The sequence below is a fragment of the Streptomyces lienomycini genome, assembly GCF_027947595.1.
In the GTDB taxonomy this organism is placed as follows: domain Bacteria; phylum Actinomycetota; class Actinomycetes; order Streptomycetales; family Streptomycetaceae; genus Streptomyces; species Streptomyces lienomycini.
In genome coordinates this window covers 816,657-841,271 of record NZ_CP116257.1, presented here as the reverse complement: position 1 = coordinate 841,271, position 24,615 = coordinate 816,657, and the positions used below count along the sequence as shown (strand labels likewise).

The 24,615-nt window shown below is 73.4% G+C and carries 13 protein-coding genes and 2 pseudogenes; 3 read left to right on the top strand and 12 right to left on the bottom strand.

The window, feature by feature from the left end; genetic code table 11:
• Positions 1–176: 176 nt before the first annotated feature.
• On the top strand, positions 177–509 hold the full coding sequence (locus tag BJ961_RS04050) for a chorismate mutase (RefSeq protein WP_271416957.1): 333 nt from the start codon (positions 177–179) through the stop codon (positions 507–509).
• Between the two features lie 647 nt (positions 510–1,156).
• Complete coding sequence (locus BJ961_RS04045; protein ID WP_271319920.1) at positions 1,157–2,341, top strand: LPXTG cell wall anchor domain-containing protein; 1,185 nt, start codon at positions 1,157–1,159, stop codon at positions 2,339–2,341.
• 83 nt (positions 2,342–2,424) lie between these two features.
• On the opposite strand, the gene BJ961_RS04040 is transcribed toward BJ961_RS04045, so the two are convergent.
• The 9 genes and pseudogenes from BJ961_RS04040 to BJ961_RS04000 form a co-directional block, all read right to left on the bottom strand.
• Positions 2,425–4,215, bottom strand: a complete 1,791-nt coding sequence (locus BJ961_RS04040) for a GMC family oxidoreductase N-terminal domain-containing protein (protein WP_271319919.1) — start codon at positions 4,213–4,215, stop codon at positions 2,425–2,427.
• 100 nt (positions 4,216–4,315) lie between these two features.
• Positions 4,316–5,929, bottom strand: a complete 1,614-nt coding sequence (locus tag BJ961_RS04035) for a succinic semialdehyde dehydrogenase (RefSeq protein WP_271319918.1) — start codon at positions 5,927–5,929, stop codon at positions 4,316–4,318.
• Positions 5,930–6,096: 167 nt separating this feature from the next.
• Positions 6,097–6,804 (bottom strand): annotated as a pseudogene (locus tag BJ961_RS04030) (serine/threonine-protein kinase); the annotation flags it as partial.
• Positions 6,804–8,576 (bottom strand): serine/threonine-protein kinase, encoded by a 1,773-nt coding sequence (locus tag BJ961_RS04025; RefSeq protein WP_271319917.1) that lies wholly within the window; start codon positions 8,574–8,576, stop codon positions 6,804–6,806. The gene BJ961_RS04025 and the pseudogene BJ961_RS04030, both read right to left, overlap by 1 nt.
• 81 nt (positions 8,577–8,657) lie before the next feature.
• Positions 8,658–9,785, bottom strand: coding sequence for a serine/threonine-protein kinase (locus tag BJ961_RS04020; protein WP_271416956.1), 1,128 nt, complete (start codon positions 9,783–9,785; stop codon positions 8,658–8,660).
• 99 nt (positions 9,786–9,884) lie between these two features.
• Positions 9,885–11,735, bottom strand: a complete 1,851-nt coding sequence (locus BJ961_RS04015) for a serine/threonine-protein kinase (RefSeq protein WP_271319916.1) — start codon at positions 11,733–11,735, stop codon at positions 9,885–9,887.
• A gap of 146 nt (positions 11,736–11,881) precedes the next feature.
• Positions 11,882–14,580 (bottom strand): annotated as a pseudogene (locus BJ961_RS04010) (protein kinase).
• A gap of 152 nt (positions 14,581–14,732) precedes the next feature.
• Positions 14,733–16,811, bottom strand: a complete 2,079-nt coding sequence (locus BJ961_RS04005; RefSeq protein ID WP_271416955.1) for a serine/threonine-protein kinase — start codon at positions 16,809–16,811, stop codon at positions 14,733–14,735.
• Between the two features lie 182 nt (positions 16,812–16,993).
• Positions 16,994–18,700 carry a glycerol-3-phosphate dehydrogenase/oxidase gene (locus tag BJ961_RS04000; protein ID WP_271319915.1) on the bottom strand — a complete coding sequence of 569 codons (1,707 nt, stop codon included), beginning with the start codon at positions 18,698–18,700 and terminating at the stop codon, positions 16,994–16,996.
• Positions 18,701–19,026: 326 nt separating this feature from the next.
• Between BJ961_RS04000 and BJ961_RS03995 the strand changes: the two genes are divergently transcribed.
• Entirely contained in the window at positions 19,027–20,244 is a 1,218-nt protein-coding gene (locus tag BJ961_RS03995; protein WP_271319914.1) for a nucleotide sugar dehydrogenase, read from the top strand.
• A gap of 634 nt (positions 20,245–20,878) precedes the next feature.
• Here BJ961_RS03995 and BJ961_RS03990 read toward each other — a convergent pair.
• The 3 genes from BJ961_RS03990 to BJ961_RS03980 all read right to left on the bottom strand — a co-directional run bounded on the left by BJ961_RS03990 (position 20,879) and on the right by BJ961_RS03980 (position 24,383).
• The gene (locus tag BJ961_RS03990) at positions 20,879–22,003 is read right to left on the bottom strand and encodes a GuaB3 family IMP dehydrogenase-related protein (RefSeq protein ID WP_133887732.1); all 1,125 of its coding nucleotides are present in this window, start codon (positions 22,001–22,003) and stop codon (positions 20,879–20,881) included.
• A gap of 135 nt (positions 22,004–22,138) precedes the next feature.
• Positions 22,139–23,644, bottom strand: a complete 1,506-nt coding sequence (gene guaB / locus BJ961_RS03985; RefSeq protein ID WP_271319913.1) for an IMP dehydrogenase — start codon at positions 23,642–23,644, stop codon at positions 22,139–22,141.
• 151 nt (positions 23,645–23,795) lie between these two features.
• Complete coding sequence (locus tag BJ961_RS03980; RefSeq protein WP_271319912.1) at positions 23,796–24,383, bottom strand: sigma-70 family RNA polymerase sigma factor; 588 nt, start codon at positions 24,381–24,383, stop codon at positions 23,796–23,798.
• Positions 24,384–24,615: the final 232 nt, after the last annotated feature.

The following is a 24,615-nucleotide window of genomic DNA, read 5'->3' as shown; positions in this document are numbered from 1 at the left end:
CTTGGAGACCTTCCGTCCGCGGGGCATACTGGGCGCATGCTCACACACTCGACCTTCCTGTTTACCTATGGCAACCGGCCCACCGGCTGCCATGGTCGTGCTGCTTGAGCCACTGACAAGCGACTTACCAGGCGCCCCGGGCCGACAAGGCCCGGGGCGTCTGTCGTGTCCGGGGCCTGTCGGAGACCGGGACGCCGCCCACCGCGGCGAGGAGCCCCGACATGACCGTCACCACCGCAGACAAGACCGGCGCCCGTACCAGCGAGGCCGCCGACGTGATCACCGGCGCGCGCGAGCGGATCGACTCCCTCGACGACCGGATCATCGGTCTGATCCAGGAACGGATGGCGGTCTCCGCCGTCATCCAGGAGGCACGCATCACATCCGGCGGCCGACGCGTGAACCTGTCCCGCGAGATGGAGGTCCTCGACCACTACCGCGAGGCCCTGGGCAAGCCGGGCACGGCCCTCGCAATGACGCTGCTGGAGCTGTGCCGGGGGCGCGTCTGAGCGTCGCACCCGAGTTCGGGCAGGTTCTCACCCGTACGGCGCGTGACCGGTGCGGGCGCTGCTTCGTTGGTCCCGGTGTCCGTGTCAGCCAGGGGCGGGCCCGAAAGAACCACGCGTGGCTCGCTGGAGCGATGAGGCGTGCGGATCGTGCCGTGCGCCGTGGGACCTCGCTCCAGGAAGTGACCGGACGGCAGGGGACAGCAGCCCGGTCACCCATGAGAACGGCCGGCTCCGGGGACGCCCGGGGCCGGCCGACGGGAACCGTCCGGGCCCGGACGCCCCTCCCCCTCCCCCTCACCACCACCTGCTCGCAAGACCTGCGGCGCCCCACCCCCCCCCGGCGCCGCATCGAGGCACCGGTGCCGCCCTGACGCCGGTGCTGACCGAGGAAGGGCCCCGCGGCCGCAGCCCCGCGGGGCCCTTCGCCATGCCCGCGGCTCCCCGTCCCGCGACGGAGGCACCAGGGCGAAGGTGACGCGGACCACATAAAGATCACGTGAAGTCAGCACAACTTTTCACAGCTTCCGCTGATCAAACACAGCAGCTCCGCACGGAGCCGCATGGGCACCCGCGCCCCCACACGCGGAGGCCTCCCGCAAAGCCTCCGTACTGCGAGACCGCAGTACGCCCGATTTGTCGAGGTCTTCATGAAGCTTCGCCGCGCCATGGTCACGGCGGCCGCCGCCACCGTCCTGGCTCCGCTCGCCCTCGTGTCGGCGCCTGTCGCCTTCGCGACGGACGGTCCGTCCACGAGCACCTCCTCCGAGGAGCAGGGCCCCGCCACGCAGGAAGGCGGCCAGGACTCCTCGTCCAAGGACGAGACCACCAAGCCCTCGACCGAGGAGAGCCCCTCCTCCGAGGAGCAGCCCCCCGGCGGGAACCCGCCCGCGGGCAACGAGAACGACCCCTCGGACGACAAGACCACGCCGTCCGACGACAAGACCACGCCGTCCGACGGCCAGCAGCCGCCCAAGGACGACGGCACCGGGGTGAAGCCCCCGTCCGAGGACGACACCAAGCCCTCGGACGACGCCGGGAAGCCTTCCGGCGACGAGGGGGACCCCTCCGACGAGAACGTCTTCGACCCCTACGAGGACTGCGACACCTACGAGCTGGACGAGAAGCTCAGCGCCTCCATCTCCGGGCTGCCGAACAAGATCGTCGCCGGTTCCGGCTGGCACGACTTCGAGTTCGTGATCGACAACGACTCCGAGAAGGACCTCAAGAACGTCTGGATCAACGCGTTCGCCGAGTACAGCGGCGAGCTCAACTCCGACGTCTCGCTCTACGAGGACCTGGCGGAGTTCCAGGTGAAGCAGAACGGCAAGTGGACGAGCGCCTACCAGGAGACCTACGGCGACGGGAAGGACGCGTTCACCTTCACCGGGAGCATCGTCGCCATCCTGCCGACCCTGGAGAAGGACAGCACCGCCACGCTCGACCTGCGCGTGAAGATCCACGCCGACGCCCCGGCGGGTTCGGCGTTCTCGGTGAGCGACGCGGTCTACGCGGGCGAGGACAAGTCCTGCTACGGCAACGGCGACACCTACGACTTCACGGTGCTCGCCGCCGGCAGTGCCAAGCCGGGCGACGTCGACGACGTCGAGCCGAACGGTGAGAAGCCGAAGGACGCCGGCAAGGACCTGCGGCCGCAGGGCGTCGACAAGGACCTGAAGCCGCAGGGCGGCGCCAAGCCGGTCACCGGCAGCCTCGCCCAGACCGGTTCCAACTCCGCGCTGCCGATGATCGGGCTCGTCGGCGGTCTCGCGGTCGTCGCCGGTGGCGGCGCGCTGTTCGTCGTCCGGCGCCGCAAGGCCGGTGTCCAGGCGTAACGGCGACACGGCACGAAGGGAAGGACCTGCGCTCGGAGGGGGGCGCAGGTCCTTCTGCGCGTCCGCGGCCGCGACCGCCCGCGCTACTTCTTCGGCGGCACCGTCGGCATCCCCAGGAACGGCAGCCGCAGCGCGCCGAAGGCCTCCGCCGGGACCGCCGGGGACGTGGGCTCGACGGGCTTCAGACGCCGGTACTCCGTGCCCTGCGCCGGACGCGGGTCCTCCTCGCCCTTGTTCGGCCAGTACGACATCGCCCGCTCGGCCTGCGCCGTGATGGTCAGGGACGGGTTGACGCCGAGGTTGGCCGAGACGGCGGCACCGTCGACGACCGAGATGCCGGGGTGGCCGTAGAGCCGGTGGTACGGGTCGATGACGCCGCTCTCGCGTGAGGCGCCGATCGGGCAGCCGCCGAGGAAGTGGGCGGTGAGCGGGGTGCCCATCAGCTCCCCGACGTTGGATCCGGCGAAGCCGTTGATCTCGGCGGCGAGCGCGGCGGCGCCCTCGGTGGCGGCCCGTATCTGCTTGGGGTTGGGCGAGCCGTGGCCCTGGCGGGCGGTGAGCAGGCCCTTGCCGAGGCCCGTCGGTTTGAGGTGCGTGGTCAGGGAGTTGTCCAGGGACTGCATGACCAGGCCGATGATGGTGCGCTCCGACCACTTGCGGTTGGAGAGCGACCGCAGGACCAGCACGGGGTGCTTGGCCGCGTGTCCCAGGAACCCCAGGACGCGCGACGCGCCCGAGGCGGTCGGCCCGGCGTAGGGGACCTGGAGGATCGACAGGCCGCCCATCGAGTTGGAGCCCTTGCCGTAGCGCACCGGCTCGATGTGGGTGCTGGCGTCGGGGTGGACCGAGGAGGTTATCGCGACGCCGCGTGTGAAGTCGGCGCGTGGCTCGCCGGTGGCCCTGCGGTAGCGCCGGTCGTCGGTCTGGGCGCCGACCAGGGCCTCGGAGTTGGTGCGGGTCAGCTCGCCCAGCCTGTCCGACAGGTGGGGGAGCCGGCCGCTCGCCTTCATGCGGTGCAGCAGGGTCTGGGTGCCGTAGGTGCCGGCGGCGACGACGACACGGCGGGCGGTGAAGATCCGGCCCGCGCCCTTCTTCTTCCGGTCGGTGGGGAGCGTGGCCACGGCGAAGCCGCCGCGCGAGTCGTCGGTGACCGACACCACCGACGTCATGGGGTGCACGACCGCACCGGCCTTCTCGGCGAGGTACAGGTAGTTCTCGTTGAGGGTGTTCTTCGCGCCGTGCCGGCAGCCGGTCATGCACTCGCCGCACTCGTTGCAGGCCCTGCGGTCGGGTCCGGCACCGCCGAAGTAGGGGTCGGGCACCTGCTCGCCCGGCTTCGCCCGCGCCGTGCCGTCGGCGTCCTCGCCGTCGCCGAAGAAGACGCCGACCGGGGCCAGGTGGAAGGTGTCCCCGCAGCCCATCCGCTCGGCGGCGGCCTTGAGGTGCACGTCGGACGGGGTCGTCGTCGGGTTGAGGCGGACCCCGAGCATGCGCCGGGCCTGGTCGTAGTACGGCGTCAGCTCCTCCTGCCAGTCGGTGATGCCGCGCCACTGGGGGTCGTCGAAGAACGGTTTCGGCGGCACGTAGAGGGTGTTGGCGTAGTTGAGGGAGCCCCCGCCGACGCCCGCACCCGCCAGGACCATGACATTGCCGAGGAGATGGATGCGCTGGATGCCGAACATGCCGAGCTTCGGCGCCCAGAGGTAGTTCTTCAGGTCCCAGGAGTTTTTGGGCAGCGACTCGCGGGTGAAGCGGCGGCCCGCCTCCAGGACGCCGACGCGGTAGCCCTTCTCGGTGAGGCGGAGGGCGGAGACGGAGCCGCCGAAGCCGGAGCCGACTATCAGGACGTCGTAGTCGTAGGCGTCTTGAGGCATGGGGGTCTCCTCTTTGAGTTTCGCGTGCGGGCCGTTCGTGGTTTCTCGCGCCCGGGCGGCGGAGCCGCATATCGGTACAGCCCCGCGCCCCTGAGGTCGGCTACCTGAACCGGAGCGTCTTCATGAGCCGCAGGCTGCGGCTCATGAACGCCGCGTACTTCTCGTCGTCCATGCCGAGCGACGGCGCCATCGGCAGCAGGCGCTGGTGGGCGACCGTCTGGGCCTCGGTGTACTTGAGGATGCCCTCGGAGCCGTGCCGGCGGCCGAGGCCGGAGTCCTTCATGCCGCCCATCGGGGACTGGACGCTGCCGTAGGCGGACGCGTACCCCTCGTTGATGTTGACGGTGCCGGTGCGCAGCCGGGCGGCGACGTCGCGGCCGCGCCGGGCGTCCTTCGTCCAGACCGAGGAGTTCAGGCCGTACGGCGTGGAGTTGGCGTGCTCGACCGCCTCGTCCTCGGTGGTGAAGCGGTGGACGGAGACGACGGGGCCGAAGGTCTCCTCGGTGCACACCGTCATGGGGGCGGCGACGCCGTCGAGGATGGTCGGCTCGTAGAAGTACGGGCCGATGTCCGGGCGGGCGGTGCCGCCGGCGACGAGCTTCGCGCCGCGCTCGACGGCGTCCGCGACGTGCCGCCGCACGGTCTCCAGCTGCCGCTCCCCCACCAGGGAGCCCATGTCGGCGCCGTAGGTGAGGGAGGTGCCCAGCCGCATCGCCCTGGTGCGGGCGGCGAAGCGCTCCAGGAAGGCGTCGGCGACGGACTCGTGGACGTAGAGCCGCTCGATGGAGATGCAGAGCTGGCCGGCCGAGGAGAAGCAGGCGCGGACGGCGCCCGCCGCGGCCTTCTCGACGTCGGCGTCCCGGAGGACCAGCATGGCGTTCTTGCCGCCGAGTTCGAGGGAGACCCCGACCAGGCGGTCGGCGGCGCCCCGGGCGACCTCGCGGCCGGTGCGGGTGGAGCCGGTGAAGGAGACGTAGTCGGCGTGCTTGACGACCTCGGGGCCGACGACCGGGCCCTCACCGAGGACGACCTGGAAGACCTCGGCGGGCAGCCCGGCCTCGATGAGCAGGTCGCGGGCCCACAGGGCGGTCAGGCAGGTCTCGGTGTCGGGCTTCATGACGACGGCGTTGCCCGCGACGAAGGCGGGGAGCGCGTCGCCGACGGACAGCTCCAGCGGGTAGTTCCAGGGGGCGATCTGGCCGACGACACCGCGCGGGTGGCGCAGCTCGGTGACCTTCGTCAGGGTCGGTACGGCGCCGGTGTGCCGCCGGGGGCGCAGGTACGCCGGTGCCTTGCGGCCGTAGTGCCGGGCGGCGACGGCGACGGCCTGGACCTCCTCGTGGGCGTGCAGGCGGGCCTTGCCGGTCTCCAGCTGGATGAGGTCGAGGACCTCGGCCTGGCGTTCGAGGACCAGGTCGTGGAAGTGCAGCAGCACCGCGGCGCGCTGCCGCACCGGCACCCGCGCCCACACGGCCTGGGCGGTGCGGGCCCGCTCGAAGGCGCCGGCCACGTCCTCGGGCGTGGACTCGGGCAGGTCGGCCAGCTTCTCGCCGGTGAACGGGGTGTGGTTGGCGGTGCGGCCGGATCCGGCCACACCCTTGGTGAGCTGGGCGACCAGCTCGGGCGTCACCACGTCGGCAGCGGTGCGGGCGCCCTCCGGGGTGGGGGCGAGGGGGTTCGTGCCGGTGAGTTCCGGGGCCTGCGCGTCCGTCATGAGCCGCAGGGTATGACGCCGCGACGGCTTTGTGTACCCGTCGGTAATGGGGATTCACGGTGATTCACCGACCGCTCACACAACGCCAGTGATCGCTGGCAACAAACCCGCTGATCAGGGCGTTACGCGGAGTGGTTGGACCGGATCACTCGTTTTCGGCCCGAGACGGGCGGCGGGTCGGCGACGGCCGCCTCCAGCAGTCGGGCGACCTCCCCGGCGTCCGGCCGCGCGGCGGTGTCCGGGACCAGCAGCCGGTCGGTCAACGGGCCCAGCGGCCCGGTCGTCGCCTCCGCGTCCCCGACGGCGGTGCGCAGCAGTACACCCAGGGACCGCAGGTCGGCCGCGGGACCGGCGCCCCTCAGGGGCTCCTGGCCGGGCGGGCGGCCGGTGCCGAAGCCGGTGAGGACGACGCGGCCGTGCGGGCCGAGCAGCACGTTGGCGGGCCGGACGGCACGGTGCACGATGCCGACGCGGTGCGCCGCGCGCAGGGCACCGAGGACGGCGAGGCCGACGCGGGCGGCCTCGGGGGATCCGAGCGGGCCGCGCCGGAGCGTCTCGTCCAGGGACTCGCCGGGGACCCACTCCATGACGATCCAGGGCGGTCCGTCGGGCCCGTCCTCCGCCACGACCACGTCGTGGACGCGGACGGCGGCGGGGTGGTCGACGCGGGCGGCGGCACGTGCCTCGTGGTGCAGGCGGTGGGCGGCCCGGCGGTGACCGTCGTCCGCCGGGTCGCCGGGCAGCCGCGGCCGTCTGACGGCGACCTCGCGGTCCTCGGCCTCGTCGAGTCCGTGCCAGACGGTGCCCGCCGCGCCGGAGCCGACGCGCCGCAGCAGCCGGTAGCGCCCGCCGACCAGCCGTCCCCGGTCCGTCATCAGAGCTTGTCGACCTCCCAGTTGGCGATCACCGTGCGGGCGATCTCCCGTCCCTGGTCGGCGAAGTAGCCCTCGCGGGGGTAGTCGACCGACACCTTGTACATGTCGCCGTTGCCGGCCCGGTAGTAGAGGATGCGGAACTCGCGCGCGCGGGGGTTCTGCAGGTCCGCGGTGGTGTACGCGATGGTGTTCTCGGCGGCCTTCCTGCCCTTGTACTCGGTCTCGCCCGGCTCGCCCCTGGGGGCGGGCTCGTCGGCGAAGTTCCAGGAGTACTCGCCGTCCTTGAGCATCTCCCAGTCCGCCCAGGCGTTGGCCCCGGCGGTGTCCGGGATCTTGTCGGTCTTGTCGTCGGCCTTGATGTCGCGGTCCACGACGACGACGACCGCTCCGCTCGGGTCGGCGAACGTCTCGTTGGTGCCGTCCCAGTCGTCCTTCTTCTCGTGCTTCAGCCGCACGAACTCGGCGGGCACACCGACGCTCATGCCCACCTTGGCGTCGAGTCGGTGCTGTTTCCAGCCCTTGGGCAGGGGGCCCGCGAAGGGGTCGGCGACCACGAGGTACGACGCCACCGCCGCCGCGACGACCACCGCGCCGAGGGTGATCCACGCGTTGCGGCCCAGCCGGACGCCCCAGCGGGACGCGGGAGTCCCGCCCGGCCCCTGGGGTGCGCCGACCGTGACCACCTGGGTGGGCGGCGGCGCGGGCGGGTTCGCGGCGGCGTCCAGCAGGGCGCGGACCCGGGCGGCGTCGGGGCGGCGTGCCGGGTCCTTGTCCAGCAGGCCGGTGATGACCTCGGCCAGCGGGCCGTGCGCGGCGGCGGGCGCGGCGGGCGTGGCGTTGAGGACCGACTGGAGCGTGGCCGGGGTGTTGCTGCGGCGGAACGGCGAGACGCCCTCCGTCGCCGCGTACAGCACCACGCCCAGCGACCACAGGTCGCTCGCCGGGCCGGGCCGTTGGCCCAGGACCCGCTCCGGGGCGATGTACTCGGGCGAGCCGACGAAGCCGCCGGTGTCGGTCAGATTGGTCTCGCCCTCGATCTGGGCGATGCCGAAGTCGGCGAGGACGACCCGGTCGTACCGGCCGAGCAGTACGTTGTCCGGCTTGACGTCCCGGTGCAGGATGCCGGCGGCGTGCGCGGCCTCCAGCGCGCCGAGCACCTCCAGGCCGATCCGGGCCGCCTCGCGCGCGTCCAGCGTGCCCTCCTGGAGGGCGGCGCCCAGCGAGCGCCCGCGCACGAGTTCCATCACGATCCACGGCTGCCCGTCCACGACCGCCACGTCGTGCACGTCGACCACGGCGGGGTGGTCGAGCCGGGCCGCGGCGCGTGCCTCGCGGCGCATCCGCTCGAAGGCGTTGTCCCGTTCGCGTTCGGGAAGGTGATCGGGTACGCGGGGCTCCTTGACGGCGACCTCGCGGTCCACGGTCTCGTCCTGGGCCCGCCACACCGTGCCCATGCCGCCGTGGCCGAGCTTGGCGATCAGCCGGTAGCGGCCGGCGATGAGCCGCCCGGCGCCCGGATCCGGTGCGGTGGCCGCCGGGGCCGCCGACGGTCCGGGCGGCGGGACCTGCGACGCCGCCGCGGGCCGCGGCCCGGACGGCTGTGGCGCGGACGGCTGCGGCGCGGACTGTGGTGTGGACGGCTGCGGTACGACCTGGGTGGGTGCCGCGTACGGGTTGCCGGGATGCGGCACGGCGGCCGGCCGGTTCGGCGGTTGCAGGTCAAAACTCGTCGGCTCGTCCGCCCCTCGGCGGGGCCCCCCGTTGCTGCTCATGGGTCCATCCATACCGCGCCCGGTGCGTCCGTTTCCACCGCCGGTGCCCGGCGGTCACAGACCCGTGACGCGAGCTGCCGCTTATCTCCTGTTTGGGTCCGATGCGGCGGACTCCGAGGGCTGCTCCGCCCCGGGGCGGGTCCCGGAACGGGACACCGGCGGCGACACCGGCCCTGGGGGTGTCACGGGTACCGAACTCGTCGGCGTACCGCCCCCGTCGTCGTCTCCGTTCGCGAACAGCGCGGCCGCCGAGATGCCCGCGCCCGCCGCCGCGACCACCAGCAGCACCGCCATGAGGACGCCGCGTTTCACACTCCGCCTCGCCCGCAGGGGCTCACCGGCCGGGGACGTCGGTGCCGTCGCGGGCGTACGGCCCGTGCTCAGGTAGGCGCGCAGCATCCGCTCCGCCGACGCCGCGTCGAGCCGCCGCCGCGGGTCGCGTTCCAACAGCCCCCGTACGACCGGCAGGAGCGGCCCGGCCTGCGCGGGCGGGCGGATCTCCTCGGTGACCACGGCGTGCAGGACACCGCCCAGCGAGTCGCGGTGGAAGGGGGACGCCCCGCTGAGGACCGCGCACAGCAGCACGCCCAGGGACCACAGGTCGGACTCCGGTCCGGTCCCGGCGCCGGACATCCGCTCCGGGGCGGTGTACTCGGGCGAGCCGACGAAGGAGCCGCTCTCGGTGAGCGTGGTGGCGCCCGCGACCTGGGCGACGCCGAAGTCGGTGAGGACGACCCGGCCGTCGTCGGCGATCAGCACGTTGGACGGCTTCACGTCCCGGTGCAGGATGCCGGCCGTGTGGGCCGTGCCCAGGGCGTCGAGCAGGGCGATGCCGATGCGTGCGGCCTCCTGGGGGCCGACCGGGCCGCGGGTGAGGACGCGGTCGGCGAGCGAGCCGCCGTCGACGAACTCCATGACCATGTACGCCCGTTCGTCGTCCTCGACGACGTCGTGGACGACGATGACGTGCGGATGCTGCAGTTGCGCGACCGCGCGGGCCTCGCGCAGGGTGTGCTCGCGGCGGCGCCGGGCTTCGGCCGCGGAGAGCGTCTCGTCGAGCGGGAGCGCCTTCACGGCCACTTCGCGCACCAGCAGTTGGTCGGTGGCCCGCCACACGATGCCCATGCCGCCGCGGCCGAGCCGCTCGTGGAGCCGGTAACGGCCCGCGATGACACGCCCGCCCGCCCCCTCGGTCACCATGCGCCCCATCATGCCCCACCGCACCCACCGGTTCCGGGCCGCCGTCACACGGGTGGCCGACAACCGACGGTCGGGCGTGCGCCGCCCGGCCGCCTTGCGGCGGTGGTCTCAGCCGGTCTGCTCCTGCCAGCTCTGCAGCACCGCGGTGAACCGCTGCTCCGTGGTCGGCCACTCGCTCGCGGGCCCCGACATGTTGAGGGCGTACTCGACGCCGTCCCGGGACATGTAGATCTGCGACACGCCGCGGCGCGGCCCCGGGAAGGGGGTGTCCTTCGCCAGCGCGGTCCACGTGTACTCCCACCGGGCGCTGTCGCGGTCGCGGTAGTCGGTGCGTTCCAGGAGGACCCGCTGGTAGTCGATCAGCCGCTGGAGCTGCACCTCCAGGTCGAGCTGGTGTGCGTACGGGTCGCGGTAGTCGGGGGCGGAATCGACGGAGATGCGCAGGAAGTGCCGGCCGCCGTCGGGCGTGTAGTCGATCTGCCGGAGTTCTCCGCTGTCGCCGCCGAAGTCCGACCGCTGCCAGTCCTTGGGCAGGTACAGGCTGAAACCGATGGGGTCGTCGCGGCGCACCCAGTCGGCCGGAACGGAGCCGCCGGGGTCCTCGCCGGGCGTGGCGGAGGCCGACGGGGACGCGGTGGCGGACGCGGACGGCGCGTGGGTGGGGTCGGGGCTGGCCGACGAGCCGCCGTCGTCGCGCTGTTGCAGTACCACGGCGGTGCCGGCGCCGACGAGGGCGGCGACGGCGACGACCAGGGCGAGCGTGCGCAGGCGCCCGCGCCGTGTACGCCGGGGAGCGGCGGCGCCCGCCGGTCCGCCCGGCGTGAGCCCCGTCGCCGCGGGGCCGACCGCCGTGGGACCGGTCATCGGCGGGTAGGGCGTCGCGGACGTCCCGCCCGGCAGTCCCCCGGGCCCCGTGGGTCCCTCGAGCCCCGGGTGCCCCAGCGGTCCCGCCGGTCCCGGTACGCCCGACGCGCCCTGAGTCACCGGCATCCCCGGTGCGCCCGGCGTACCCGGCCCCGGCATCCCCGGTGCGCCGGGCGTACCTGGCCCCGGCATCCCCGGTGCGCCCTGGTGGGTGGTGTCGCCGTCGCCCGGGGGGCCCGGGTAGCGGGTGGTCGGCACGTACGCCTGGGCCGCGTCCGGGCGCCGTCCCTCGGCCGCCTGGGCGAGCAGGTGCTCGGCCTCGGTCGCGTCGGGCCGCGTCGCCGGGTCCTTGCGCAGCAGGGCGCTGATGACGGGCGCGAGGGCACCGGCGTACCGGGGCTCGGTCGCCTCCTCCTCGACGACCGCCTGCATGGTGGTCAGCGGGGAGGTGCGGCGGAACGGCGACCTGCCCTCCACGGCCGTGTACAGCGTCGCGCCGAGCGCCCAGAGGTCGGAGGAGGCGCCGGGGTCCTGACCGCGGACGCGCTCGGGCGCGAGGTAGTCGACGGAGCCGACGACCTCGCCGGTCCGGGTGATGGTGGAGTCGCCCTCGATCTGCGCGATGCCGAAGTCGGTGAGCAGCACCCGGCCGTCGTCGGCGAGGAGCACGTTGCCCGGTTTGACGTCGCGGTGCAGGACTCCGGCGGTGTGCGCGGCGCGCAGGGCGCGCAGCACCCACAGGCCGATGCGGGCCGCCTCCCGCGGGTCGACCCGCTCCTCCTCCTTGACCGCGTCGGCCAGCGAGCGGCCCTCGACCAGCTCCATCACGATCCACGGCCGGCCGTCGTGTTCGAGTACGTCGTGCACGGTGACGACGGCCGAGTGGTTGATCCGCGCCGCCGCGCGCGCCTCGCCCCGGGTGCGTGCCAGGAGGATCGCCTGGTCGCTCTCGGAGACGTAGAGGGCGGCGGTCAACTCCTTGATGGCGACGGTCCGGTGCAGCACCTCGTCGTGTGCGCGCCACACCCGGCCCATGCCGCCGCTGCCGATGGCTTCCCCGAGCCGGTAGCGTCCCGCGACGAGCCGGCCCTGCATCTGATTCACGTTGCCCCGCAATGGTCTTGTCAGGGTCAGACTAGGGACCGGCCCCCCTCCGGGGAACGGCTGGGGTGCCATGGATTCCGCTCTGTGACGGTTGTCGCTTTCCGCCAACAGGAGGCAACCATCGGACCGGACCGGCGTCAGCGCGTGTACTGGTAAGTAGCCGAGGCCTGTTCGAACAGCCGGGTCACCTCGTCACGCTCCGCCTCCGGACCGCGGACCTGCACCACGTGGTAGCGCCCGTCGATGAGGATGGCGACGTTGCGCACGTACAGCTCGCGTCCGTTCGCGCCGGTCCAGGTGAACTGCCCCTCCGCCATGGTGCGTCCGCCGACCTCGATGGTCTTCAGACCGCTGGAGGTGGCCCAGCTGGAGGCCCGGTAGGAGGCCAACTCGGGTTCGCCGTCGCGCTGGTAGGCCATCGGGTCGTCGCCGAACTCGGACGCGCGGTCCCGGCCCGGCACGACGAGGAGTTCGAAGTCGCCCTTGCTGTAGACGACCTGTCCGCTGCCGTTGCGGGGGGCGCGGTTCCAGCCCTCGGCGACGGCGACGCCGAAGCCCTCCGGGTCCTTGCGCAGGGTGAACCCGTCGGCGACGTTCGACTGGGTCTCGGTGCCGCTCGCCGTCCGCGATGCCTCGGGGCCGGACTCCGGGGACGTCTCGTCCTGCCGGGGCTCCCCTCCGGCGTCGGGCGACTTCGCGGGCGGTGCCGGGCTCGCCTCACCGGCGGCGCCGGTCCGGTCGGCGGCGCCCGTGCCGTTCGTGTCGCCCTTCGGCATGAAGAACATGGCGTACGCGACGGCACCGGCCATCGCCAGCAGTATCAGCAGGAGCAGGGTCCGGCCGAGGCTGCGGGGGGAGCGGTCGGAATCCCGCCTGCCCCGCTTGTGCCGCCCGTGGGTCGCGGGCAGCCCGGCACGCCGCCTGCGCACCAGCTCGCCGCGCCGGCGCACGATGGGCAGCCTGCCCGTCTCGGCGGGCGGCGCCGAGACGACGTGCAGGCCGGCCTCCGGCTCGGGCGCGGACCGTACGAGGGAACGCAGCCAGCCGCTCAGCTCCTCGAAGTCGATGCGTTCGGTGGGGTCCTGACGCAGCAGCGACTCCACGACCGGCCGCAGCGGCCCGCACTCCTCGGCGAACGCGGGCGGCTCCGCGCACACGATCTGCACCAGTTCGGCGGTCGACTCCTCCGGGTAGGGCGCGTGCCCCTGTACGGCGCGGAAGAGCAGCGCGCCCAGGGCCCACAGGTCGGTGGCGGGGCCGATGGGCGCGGCCAGCTGCCAGTTCTCGTGCACGGGACCGGCCTGTTCCGGCGCCCAGCGCTCGGTCACGGGTCCGACCACGGCCATGCGGGTCTGCCGGGCCCGCTCGGCGGCGAGCGCGGTGGCCGGACCGCGCGGTGCGGGGACGCGGGCCGCCGGGTCGTCCCAGCGCGCGGCGGGCACGGTCCCGCCCTCCCCGACGGGGCGGCGGGCCCGGCGGTGTCCTGCCTCGCGGCGGGCAGCGCCCGCGCACTCTCCGCGCCGGAGCCCGCGACCGGTGCGCCGCCCGGACGGGGCGCGGCGAACGTCCGTCCGTCGGCGCGGCGGACCTCGGTGGGCGCGGGATCGCCGGGGGCACGGGGCGGGGCGCCGTGCCAGGAAGCCGTGCTCACGCCGTAGGGGTCGGTGATCCGCCCGGGCGGGACGGCGGCACCCCGACCCGTGTCGTCGCCGTCCTCCGGGGCACCGGGTACGGCACCGGGGCCGACGCCACGGGGCCCGTCCTCGGGGGCGGGGCGGGCACCCGGCAGGGCCGCGCGGCCGGTCTGGGCCTCCTGGACGCGGGCCGCGGCGCGGGCCCCCGCGCGGTAGGCGGCGATGGCCCCGGCGCGGGCGGCGCGGACGTCACCGCTGGTGTCGAGCGACGCGGCGGCGAGCCCGGCGGGGCCCTCGCCCGGCGCCCGCGCCCCGGTCACCGGGAGTCCACCGACGCCCCGCGCCTCTATGGCGGCCCGCCGGGCGGCCTCGGGATCGGCGTCACCGGGACCGAAGATCCCGGTCCGGGCGCCGTCGCCGGGCCCGAGGACACCGGTCACGGGCCCGGCGGTGCCGTCACCGGGGCCGCGCGGACCGGGACCGCTGACGGAGGGAACGGGACCGCCGCCGGGGGCGGTGCCGGGGCCGAAGGTTCCGTTCGGGTCGACCGCGCCGCCCGGTTCCTCGTCGGGCGCGGGCACCGGGTCGTACCCGCACAGCGCCTCCTCGGCCGCGCCGACCGCCAGGCCGGTCAGCATGACCCGCCCGTCGTCGCAGACGAGGACGGTGCGCGCGGTGATGTTGCGGTGCACCCAGCCGTAGGTGTGCAGCACCCGCAGCGCCAGGAGGACGTCGGAGGCCACCTCGGCCGCCCGGTAGGGCGTCAGCGCCTGTTCGGCGAGCAGGGCGGCCAGCGGTCTGGCGGCCACCAGTTCGCTGACGATCCACAGCGAGCCGCCCTCGGCGAACACGTCGAAGACCTGGTCGAGGCGCGGATGGTCGGGCACGGCGGCCGCGGCCTGGGCGGCCTCCACGGCACGCCGTACCACCGGGTCGGACGGGCGCCCGGGGCCGCCGCCCGCGGCGGGTGTCCGCCTGCCGGGGCGCCGCACGCCGCCGTCCCGGGCCGTGAAGCCGTCGGGCAGGCCGTCCGCGTCGAGCACCTCCGCCTCGACGACCTCGGGCAACGGCACCTGGCGGACCAGGACTTCCTGGCCGCTGTAGGTGTCGAAGGCCGGGGTCTCGGTGAGTTCGAACTCGTCGGACGGCGGCAGGGGCAGGCGGTAGCGGTCGGCGAGTACCCGTCCCGCGTAGTCGTCCACGTCGCCACCCCCGGCAACCGTCGGTCAATTCCGTTCGTACGGCGGGCCGTTCCGGCTGCGTACGGTCCGCGACCACTCACGATACGTGCCGGAGGCAACCCGCAAAGAGCTGATGCCAGATATCGGACCGCTCAAACCCGGGCCCCGACCGTTCAGGACTTGGGTGCGAAGGTCTTCGACAGGGTCCGCCAGGTGTCCCGGCGCAGGTCGCCGCCCCAGTCGTCGGCCTTCGCGGTGTACATGAGCGCGTAGCCCTGGTGGTCGTTGACGACGAAGCCGCGGTCCACGGTGCGGTACTTGGTGCCACCGTCCGTGTAGGTGAACTCCCAGTCCGCCGCGTTCCAGCCCCGGTAGCCCACCTTCTCTATGCGGATCTTCGCGTAGTTCGAGCGGACCATGTACCGCTCCTGGTTCTTCCAGTCGGCGACCGGGTCGCCCTTGGGCGTCGAGGTCCAGGCGACCAGGAGCTTCTGCCCGCCGGGGCCGGTGAACCGGTCGCCCGAGGAGCCGGTGGAGGCGAACTTCCAGCCCTCCGGCAGCCCGATGCGGTAACCCTGGCCGCCCTGGTGGGTGGCGGCCACGCCCTCGTCGTCGTCGGACTTCCCGGCGTCGTCCGACTCGCTCCCGGCCTCGCCGGACGCGCTCGCACCGGCGTCCGCGGCACCGCTCGCGTCCGCGCCGCCCGCCGGTTCGGAGGCGGAACCGTCGGTGCCGGTGCCGCTTCCCCGGTCCTGCCGGGTGTCGCCGCTCGGCCCGGTGGACGCCACGGCGTTGCCGCCGCTGCCGCCCTCGGCGCCCTGGTCGTCGTCGCCACCGCCGAGGGTGAGGGCCAGGACGGTGCCGAGCACGGCCAGCGCCACGACCACCGCGATGATGATCAGCGTGCGGCGGGGCACCACGTCGGTGAGCGGCGCACGGGGCGCGGACCGGGTCGGCAGGTCCGGCGGCGGCACGACGGGCCAGCCGGAACTGCGCGGCCGTTCATGGGCGTTCGGCGCACCGGCGGCGGAACCGGCCGCGACGCCACCGGGACGGGTACCCGGTCCCGTGCCCGGCCCCGTTCGCCGCGGCGGTGGTGCGACGGGGGCCGTCCCGGCGGTCCCCGTGGCGGCGGTCCCGGGGGCGGCGGTCGTGCCCGCGGCTCCCGGCGCCGTCCTGCCGCCGTCGCCCGGCTTGGTCCGCGAGGCCGCCGCCGCACCGGCGGCACCGGTCCCGACCGCGGCCTTGCGCACGGAACGCAGCGCCCCGCGCAGCCGCTCCCCGGCCTCCTCGGTCCGCTTGCCGCCGACGCCCGCGGCACCGCCGCGGCGCCTGCGCTCGTCCGGCTGCGCGGGCAGCGGCACGACCTTGGTGGCGTCGAGCGGTTCGGCCGCCTCGTCCGGGGCGTGAAGGACCTTGTTGAGCATCGCGCGGGCGCCCGCGTCGTCGAGCCGCTGGGCGGGGTCCTTGTTGAGCAGCCCGTAGATGACGTCCCGCAGCGGGCCGGCGTTCTTCGGCTCCTCCAGGTTCTCCGTCATCACGGCGGTGAGCGTCGCGATCGCCGAGCCCCGGTCGTAGGGCGGGGTGCCCTCGACGGCGGCGTACAGCAGTCCGCCCAGCGACCAGAGGTCGGCGGCCGGGCCGGGCTTGTGACCGCGGGCGCGCTCCGGGGAGATGTAGGAGGGGGCGCCGACGAGCATGCCGGTGGAGGTGATGGAGGGGTCGCCCTCGACCTGGGCGATGCCGAAGTCGGTGAGGACGACCCGGCCGTCCTCGGCGATCAGCACGTTCGACGGCTTCACGTCGCGGTGCAGGATGCCCTCGCGGTGCGCGGAGCGCAGCACGTCCAGGACGGCGAGGCCGACCTCGGCGGCGCGCTTCGGCTCCAGCAGACCGTCCTCACGGATGGCCTCGGCGAGCGACTTGCCCTCGACGAGTTCCATCACGATCCACGGCCGGTCGTCCTCCTCGACGACGTCGTAGACCGTGACGGCGCTGTTGTTGCGGATCCGCGCGATCGCCTTGGCCTCGCGCAGCGTGCGCGTGATCAGGCGCCGCTTCTCCTCCTCGTCGATGTTCCCCGGGAACCGCAGCTCCTTGACGGCGACCGTGCGTCCGAGGGTCTCGTCCTCGGCACGCCACACCGTCCCCATGCCGCCGCGGCCGAGCACGTCTCCCAGCCGGTACCGCCCGGCGAGGAGACGTGCGCTCTTGTCCGTACGGGATGTCCCCGCCCGCTCCGCCTCCGACATGCGTCCCCTCATGCAACCCGCCCTGACAGAGCCTTCATTGTCCCTCACCCGACAAGTGCTCGACGCCCAGGGTGCCACGGGGGCGCACCGGGCTCGGGGACGGACCGGGGACGGACGGCGGTACGGGCCGCGGGGCGGGGCCGGAGCGGCCGCACCACCGGCCGCACCCGCCCCGAGCGCCCCTACCGTGCGGCGATGTCCGGCGCTCCCAGCCGGGCCGCGTCGGCCGTCAGGTCGTCCGGCTGGCGCTGCGACTCCCGTTCGGCCTCGACCCGCTTCTCGTAGTGCTGGACCTCCCGTTCGACCTGCCCCTTGTCCCAGCCGAGCACCGGCGCCATCAGTTCGGCGGCCTCGCGGGCGCAGCGCGTGCCCCGGTCGAAGGTCTCGATGGAGATGCGGGTGCGCCGGGTCAGTACGTCGTCCAGGTGCCGCGCGCCCTCGTGCGAGGCGGCGTAGACGACCTCGGCGCGCAGGTAGTCGTCGGCGCCGGTGAGCGGCTCGCCCAGGGAGGGGTCGGCGGCGACGAGTTCGAGCAGTTCCTCCGCCAACGCGCCGTAACGGTTCAGCAGATGTTCCACGCGCACCACGTGCAGCCCGGTGCGCGCGGCGATCCGGGCCCGCGCGTTCCACATCGCCTGGTAGCCCTCGGCGCCGAGCAGCGGGGTCTCCTCGGTGACGCAGTCGGCGACCCGCAGGTCCAGCCCGTGCACCGCCTCGTCCACGGCGTCCTTGGCCATCACCCGGTACGTCGTGTACTTGCCGCCCGCCACGACGACCAGGCCGGGCACCGGGTGGGCGACGGTGTGCTCGCGCGACAGCTTGCTGGTGGCGTCGGACTCGCCGGCCAGCAGCGGGCGCAGTCCGGCGTACACGCCCTCGACGTCGTCGCGGGTGAGGGGCACCGACAGCACGGAGTTGACGTGTTCCAGCAGGTAGTCGATGTCGGCGCTGGAGGCGGCCGGGTGGGCCTTGTCGAGGTCCCAGTCGGTGTCGGTGGTGCCGATGATCCAGTGCCGGCCCCAGGGGATGACGAAGAGCACGGACTTCTCGGTGCGCAGGATCAGACCGGTGCTGGAGTGGATGCGGTCCTTGGGCACGACCAGGTGGATGCCCTTGGAGGCCCGCACGTGGAACTGGCCGCGCTCGCCCACCATCGCCTGGGTGTCGTCGGTCCACACCCCCGTCGCGTTCACCACCTGCTTGGCGCGGACCTCGTACTCGCCGCCCGCCTCGACGTCCCGCACCCGCGCGCCGACCACGCGTTCGCCCTCGCGCAGGAAGGAGGTGACCCGGGCGCGGTTGGCGACCTTGGCGCCGTACGCCGCCGCGGTGCGCACCAGCGTGGCCACGAAGCGGGCGTCGTCCATCTGGGCGTCGTAGTACTGCAACGCCCCGACCAGCGCGTCCTTCTTCAGCGCGGGTGCCACGCGCAGGGCGTGACGGCGGCTCAGGTGCCGGTGCAGGGGCAGCCCCCGGCCGTGGCCGCGGGCCATCGACATGGCGTCGTAGAGCGCGACGCCGGAGCCCGCGTACAGCCGCTCCCAGCCCTTGTGCTGGAGCGGGTACAGGAAGGGCACCGGCTTCACCAGGTGCGGCGCGAGCCGTTCGAGGAGCAGCCCGCGCTCCTTCAGCGCCTCCCGCACGAGGACGAAGTCGAGCATCTCCAGATAGCGCAGGCCCCCGTGGATCAGCTTGCTGGACCTGCTGGAGGTGCCCGAGGCCCAGTCCCGGGCCTCGACCAGGCCCACGGACAGGCCGCGCGTCACCGCGTCGAGCGCGGTGCCGGCACCGACCACGCCCGCGCCCACCACCAGGACGTCGAGCTCGCGCTCGGCCATGGCGGCGAGCGACTCGGCGCGCTGCTCCGGCCCAAGGGTCGCTGTCCTCACTGCTGCCTCCCGCTGTCGGTCGCATCGGCCGCACCCGTCGGGCGAGCCCGGTTCCTGGTACCCACCATGCCCAGATTCTGACCTTCCTGCCCGACTTCGGCAGCCGCAGGCCCCAACCTGTGGACAAGTCGGTGGCGCGACGGGCTCCAGCCTGTGGACAACCTCCCGACGGACCCGTACCGGCCCGTCGACACTCGCCGAAACTCGGCGGATCAATCCCGCATATCGGTCATATTTACTCCTAGTCTGACGTTGTGCTCGCCCATCCTGTCCACCGGGCTTGCGCACCTGTCCCGCTTCGGCTACTGGGAAGGACGGCCCACGCCATGCCCGCAGATCTCGCCGTCATCGGACTCGGCCCGTACGGCCTGCCGCTGGCCCAGGCCGCCGTCGCCGCCGGCATCCCCACCCTCGGCTACCGCACCGGCCCCGAGGCCGACCCGCTCACGCCCGCCGAGGTGCGCCGGATGCTCGCCACGGGCTTCCGCACCCCGGCCGGACCGACCGGACCGGCCGAGCTGGGCCGGGTCCGCACCGCCGTCATCTGCGCGCCCACCCCGCCGGGCGCGGACGGCGGCCTGGACCTCACCCAGGTGGAGACCGCGGCCCGCACCCTCGCCGCCCACATGCGCCCGCACACCACCGTCATCCTGGAGTCGCCGGTGCGGCCCGGCACGACGGAGGACTTCCTGCGCCCGCTCCTGGAGCAGGGCTCCGGGCTGCGCGCCGGCCGCGACTTCCACCTCGCCTACTCCCCCAGCCGCGTCGACCCCGGCAACCGCGACTTCACCCCGGCCACCACCCCGAAGGTCATCGGCGGCCTCACCCCCGCCTGCACCGAGTCGGCCGCCGCCTTCTACAGCCGCCTCACCGACAAGGTGGTCCGCGCGCGGGGCCCGCGGGAGGCGGAGACGGTGCAACTCCTGGAGACCAACTTCCGGCACGTGAACATCGCCCTGGTCAACGAGATGGCCGTGCTCTGCGACGACCTCGGCGTCGACCTGTGGGACGTCCTGCGCTGCGCGGAGACCAAGCCCTTCGGCTTCCAAGCCTTCCGCCCCGGCCCCGGCGTCGGCGGCCACTCCGTCGCCCAGGACCTGACCGGCCGGGCCCCGCACAGCCTGCGCATGGTGGAGCTGGCCCAGCAGGTCAACGCCCAGATGCCCCGCTACGTCGTCCAGCGCGCCGCCGCCCTCCTCAACGAGCACGGCAAGTCCGCGCGCGGCGCCCGCATCCTCCTCCTCGGCGTCACCTACAAGGCCGACCTCGCCGACCAGCAGGCCACCCCGGCCGAGGAGATCGCGACCCGCCTGATGTCGATGGGCGCCGCCGTGAGCTACCACGACCCGCACATCCCGTCCTGGAACGTCGCCGACCGCCCCGTCCCCCGCGCCGACTCCCTCTACGAGGCCGCCGCCGACGCCGACCTCACGATCCTGCTCCAGCAGCACCGCACGTACGACCTCCAGGGCCTGTCGGTCAAGGCCCAGCTCCTCCTGGACACGCGGGGCGCCACACCCACGGGGGCGGCGCACCGGTTGTGAGACGGGGGCGCACGGGGGTGACCGTGCCACGGGGTTGGTGGTGGGAGGGCGGCTGCGCCGGTACGGTGGGGAGCGGATGGTGCCCGCCGCAGTGGGCCTGCAGCCGGGTAACGGGTGTCCGCCCCTAGTTCTCGTAGGGACGGCCGCTCGCCATCCGCAAAGGGTGGAGCCCACCGCAGCCGGTTACTGAGGCAGGCTCCAGAGAAGTGATCGGAGTGTCCGCCCCTAGTTCACATGGGGGCGGCCGCTCACTTCCCGTAAATCCACAAGATGCACCTCCTCCGGAACTTCACCGTCCGCAGACGGATCCGGTCCCAGCGGGTGGGCTTGCGGTGACGGCCCATGGCGCGCCCCCTTCCACGATGCCGCCCATATCCCGGTGAGGCGGTCCGTCTGGAATTCGGGCCGGGCCCCGAGGAGCGGGGTCCGGAACGGTTCCTTGGAAGGGGGCGCCCCAGAGAACTGGGTCGCCGAGCAGGGACATTACCGATCCGGCACGGCCCTCCCCGGCGTATTCGCCCCGAACACCACCGCACGCCCCCGCGCCGCGTCACGCGCCCCCTCAAGAGCCCCCGAGCACGCGAAAGGGGCCGGTCACCCATCAGGTGACCGGCCCCTTCACATGCCGTGGCGGCTACCGCCGGTGCTGCGAGTCCGCGACCGTGACCTCGACGCGCTGGAACTCCTTCAGCTCGCTGTAGCCGGTGGTGGCCATGGCGCGGCGCAGGGCGCCGAAGAAGTTCATCGAGCCGTCCGGGGTGCGGGACGGGCCGGTGAGGACCTCCTCGATGGTGCCGACCGTGCCGAGGTCGACCTTCTGGCCGCGCGGCAGCTCCTCGTTGACGGCCTCCATCCCCCAGTGGTGCCCCTTGCCCGGCGCGTCGGTCGCGCGGGCCAGCGGGGAGCCCATCATCACGGAGTCCGCGCCGCAGGCGATGGCCTTGGGCAGGTCGCCGGACCAGCCGACGCCGCCGTCGGCGATGACGTGGACGTACCGGCCGCCGGACTCGTCCATGTAGTCCCGGCGGGCGGCGGCCACGTCGGCGACCGCGGTGGCCATGGGCACCTGGATGCCCAGCACGTTGCGTGTGGTGTGGGCGGCGCCGCCGCCGAAGCCGACGAGGACGCCCGCGGCGCCGGTGCGCATCAGGTGCAGGGCGGCGGTGTAGGTGGCGCAGCCGCCGACGATCACCGGGACGTCGAGTTCGTAGATGAACTGCTTCAGGTTCAGCGGCTCGTGCGAGCCGGAGACGTGCTCCGCGGAGACGGTGGTGCCGCGGATGACGAAGATGTCGACGCCCGCGTCCACGACGGCCTTGGAGAACTGGGCGGTGCGCTGCGGGGAGAGCGCGGCGGCGGTGACCACGCCCGAGTCGCGCACCTCCTTGATGCGCTGCCCGATCAGCTCCTCCTTGATGGGAGCCGCGTAGATCTCCTGGAGGCGGCGGGTCGCGGTCTCCGCGTCGAGGCCGACGACCTCGTCGAGCAGCGGCTGCGGGTCCTCGTGCCGGGTCCAGAGCCCTTCCAGGTTGAGGACGCCGAGGCCGCCCAGCTCGCCGATGCGGATGGCGGTGGCCGGGGAGACGACCGAGTCCATGGGAGCGGCCAGGAACGGCAGCTCGAAGCGGTAGGCGTCGATCTGCCAGGCGATCGAGACCTCCTTCGGGTCCCGCGTACGGCGGCTGGGGACGACGGCGATGTCGTCGAAGGCGTACGCCCGGCGGCCGCGCTTGCCGCGCCCGATCTCGATCTCAGTCACGTCTGTGGCCTTTCCCTGATGCGTTGCAGCGCCTTCCAGTATCCCCGACGGGCACGCCGGGGCACCGCAGAGGGCGGCCCCGGATGCTCCGGAGCCGCCCTCGGGAGGCCGCTGCCTGTGTTTCTACCCGTGTGCTTACTTGCTGCGGCTGTAGTTCGGCGCCTCGACCGTCATCTGGATGTCGTGCGGGTGGCTCTCCTTGAGGCCCGCCGAGGTGATCCGGACGAAGCGGCCCTTGGACTCCATCTCCTCGATGGTGGCGGCGCCCACGTAGCCCATGGTCTGGCGCAGGCCGCCGACGAGCTGGTGCAGGACGTTGGCGAGCGGGCCCCGGTAGGGGACCTGGCCCTCGATGCCCTCGGGCACGAGCTTGTCGTCGGAGGCGACCTCGGCCTGGAAGTACCGGTCCTTCGAGTACGACCGGCCCTGGCCGCGGGACTGCATGGCGCCCAGCGAGCCCATGCCGCGGTACGACTTGAACTGCTTGCCGTTGATGAACTGCAGCTCGCCCGGCGACTCCTCGCAGCCCGCCAGCAGGCTGCCCAGCATCACGGTGTCGGCACCGGCGGCGAGCGCCTTGCCGATGTCGCCGGAGTACTGGAGGCCGCCGTCGCCGATGAGGGGCACCCCGGCGGCGCGGGCGGCGAGGGATGCCTCGTAGATCGCGGTGACCTGCGGGACGCCGATGCCGGCGACGACACGGGTGGTGCAGATGGAGCCGGGGCCGACGCCGACCTTGATGCCGTCGACACCGGCGTCGATCAGGGCCTGGGCGCCGTCGCGGGTGGCGACGTTGCCGCCGACGACGTCGACGCCGACGCTGGACTTGATCTTCGACATCCAGCTCAGCGCGTTGCTGTTGTGGCCGTGCGAGGTGTCGACGACGAGGAAGTCCACCCCGGCCTCGGCGAGCGCCTGGGCACGGTCGAGGGCCTCGGGGCTGGCGCCCACGGCGGCGCCGACGAGCAGGCGGCCCTTGGCGTCCTTCGCGGCGTGCGGGTACTGCTCGGCCTTGACGAAGTCCTTGACCGTGATCAGGCCCTTGAGGATGCCGTCGCCGTCGACCAGCGGCAGCTTCTCGATCTTGTGGCGGCGCAGCAGCTCCATGGCGTCCACGCCGGAGATGCCGACCTGGCCGGTGACCAGCGGCATCGGCGTCATGACCTCGCGCACCTGCCGGGAGCGGTCGGTCTCGAAGGCCATGTCGCGGTTGGTGACGATGCCGAGCAGCCTGCCCGCGCCGTCGGTGACCGGGACGCCGCTGATGCGGAACTTGGCGCACAGGGCGTCGGCCTCGTCGAGCGTGGCGTCCGGGTGGATGGTGATGGGGTTGGCCACCATGCCGGACTCGGAGCGCTTCACCAGGTCGACCTGGTTGGCCTGGTCCTCGATGGACAGGTTGCGGTGCAGGACGCCGACACCGCCCTGGCGGGCCATGGAGATGGCCATCCGGGACTCGGTCACCTTGTCCATGGCCGCGGAGAGCAGCGGGATGTTGACCCGCACGTTGCGGGAGATGCGGGACGAGGTGTCGACCGCGTTCGGAAGCACCGCGGAGGCGCCCGGCAGCAGCAGCACGTCGTCGTAGGTCAGCCCGAGTGTCGCGAATTTCTCGGGCACTCCGTCGACGTTGGCAGTCATGACACCTTCCCCAAATGGCCTTGATCGGTGCGGATGTCCATGCTAACGGGAAGTGGACGTGGCTCATTCCACGATCAAGGATGCGCGCGACCTTCGTGCGTTCGTACGAGGTGCGCCGTGGGGTGGGCCATCGGGTGGGCCGGGGCCCGGACTACTGCTCGGCCAGCGCCCGCAGCCGACTGAGCGCCCGGTGCTGGGCGACCCGCACGGCTCCCGGTGACATTCCCAACATCTGTCCGGTCTCCTCGGCCGTGAGCCCGACCGCGATGCGCAGCAGGAGCAGCTCGCGCTGGTTCTCTGGCAGGTTGGCCAGCAGCTTCTTGGCCCAGGCGGCGTCGCTGTTGAGCAGTGCCCGCTCCTCGGGGCCCAGCGAGTCGTCCGGCCGCTCGGGCATCTCGTCGGAGGGGACGACCGTGGAACCGGGGTGACGCATCGCGGCGCGCTGCAGGTCGGCGACCTTGTGGGCGGCGATGGCGAAGACGAACGCCTCGAAGGGGCGTCCGGTGTCCTTGTAGCGGGGCAGCGCGAGCAGCACCGCGACGCAGACCTCCTGGGCGAGGTCCTCGACGAAGTGCCGGGCGTCGCCGGGCAGCCGGGACAGGCGCGTACGGCAGTAGCGCAGCGCCAGGGGGTGGACATGGGCGAGCAGGTCGTGCGTGGCCTGCTCGTCCCCGTCGACGGCGCGGTGGACGAGCCCACCGACCGTCCCCTGGTTCGGGGGCGCCTCGTCGTCACGCATCGGTCCATGGTGCCTTGCGGCCGTCCGATCCGTGGCTCCGTGCCCGTTGTTGTGCACCGAAGCGTTATGAGCAGGTGCGCCGGAACTCATCCCCTGCGCCCTCCCCTTCCGCTCGACCGACTCGTCCCCGAGGAACTCCACACCTCAAGGATGCGTCATCCGCGGCGAAACGAGCAGCGGGCACCCGGCGGGTCGCCTTGTCACCCCCGCTCACCTCGCGGTAAGCGGGGAT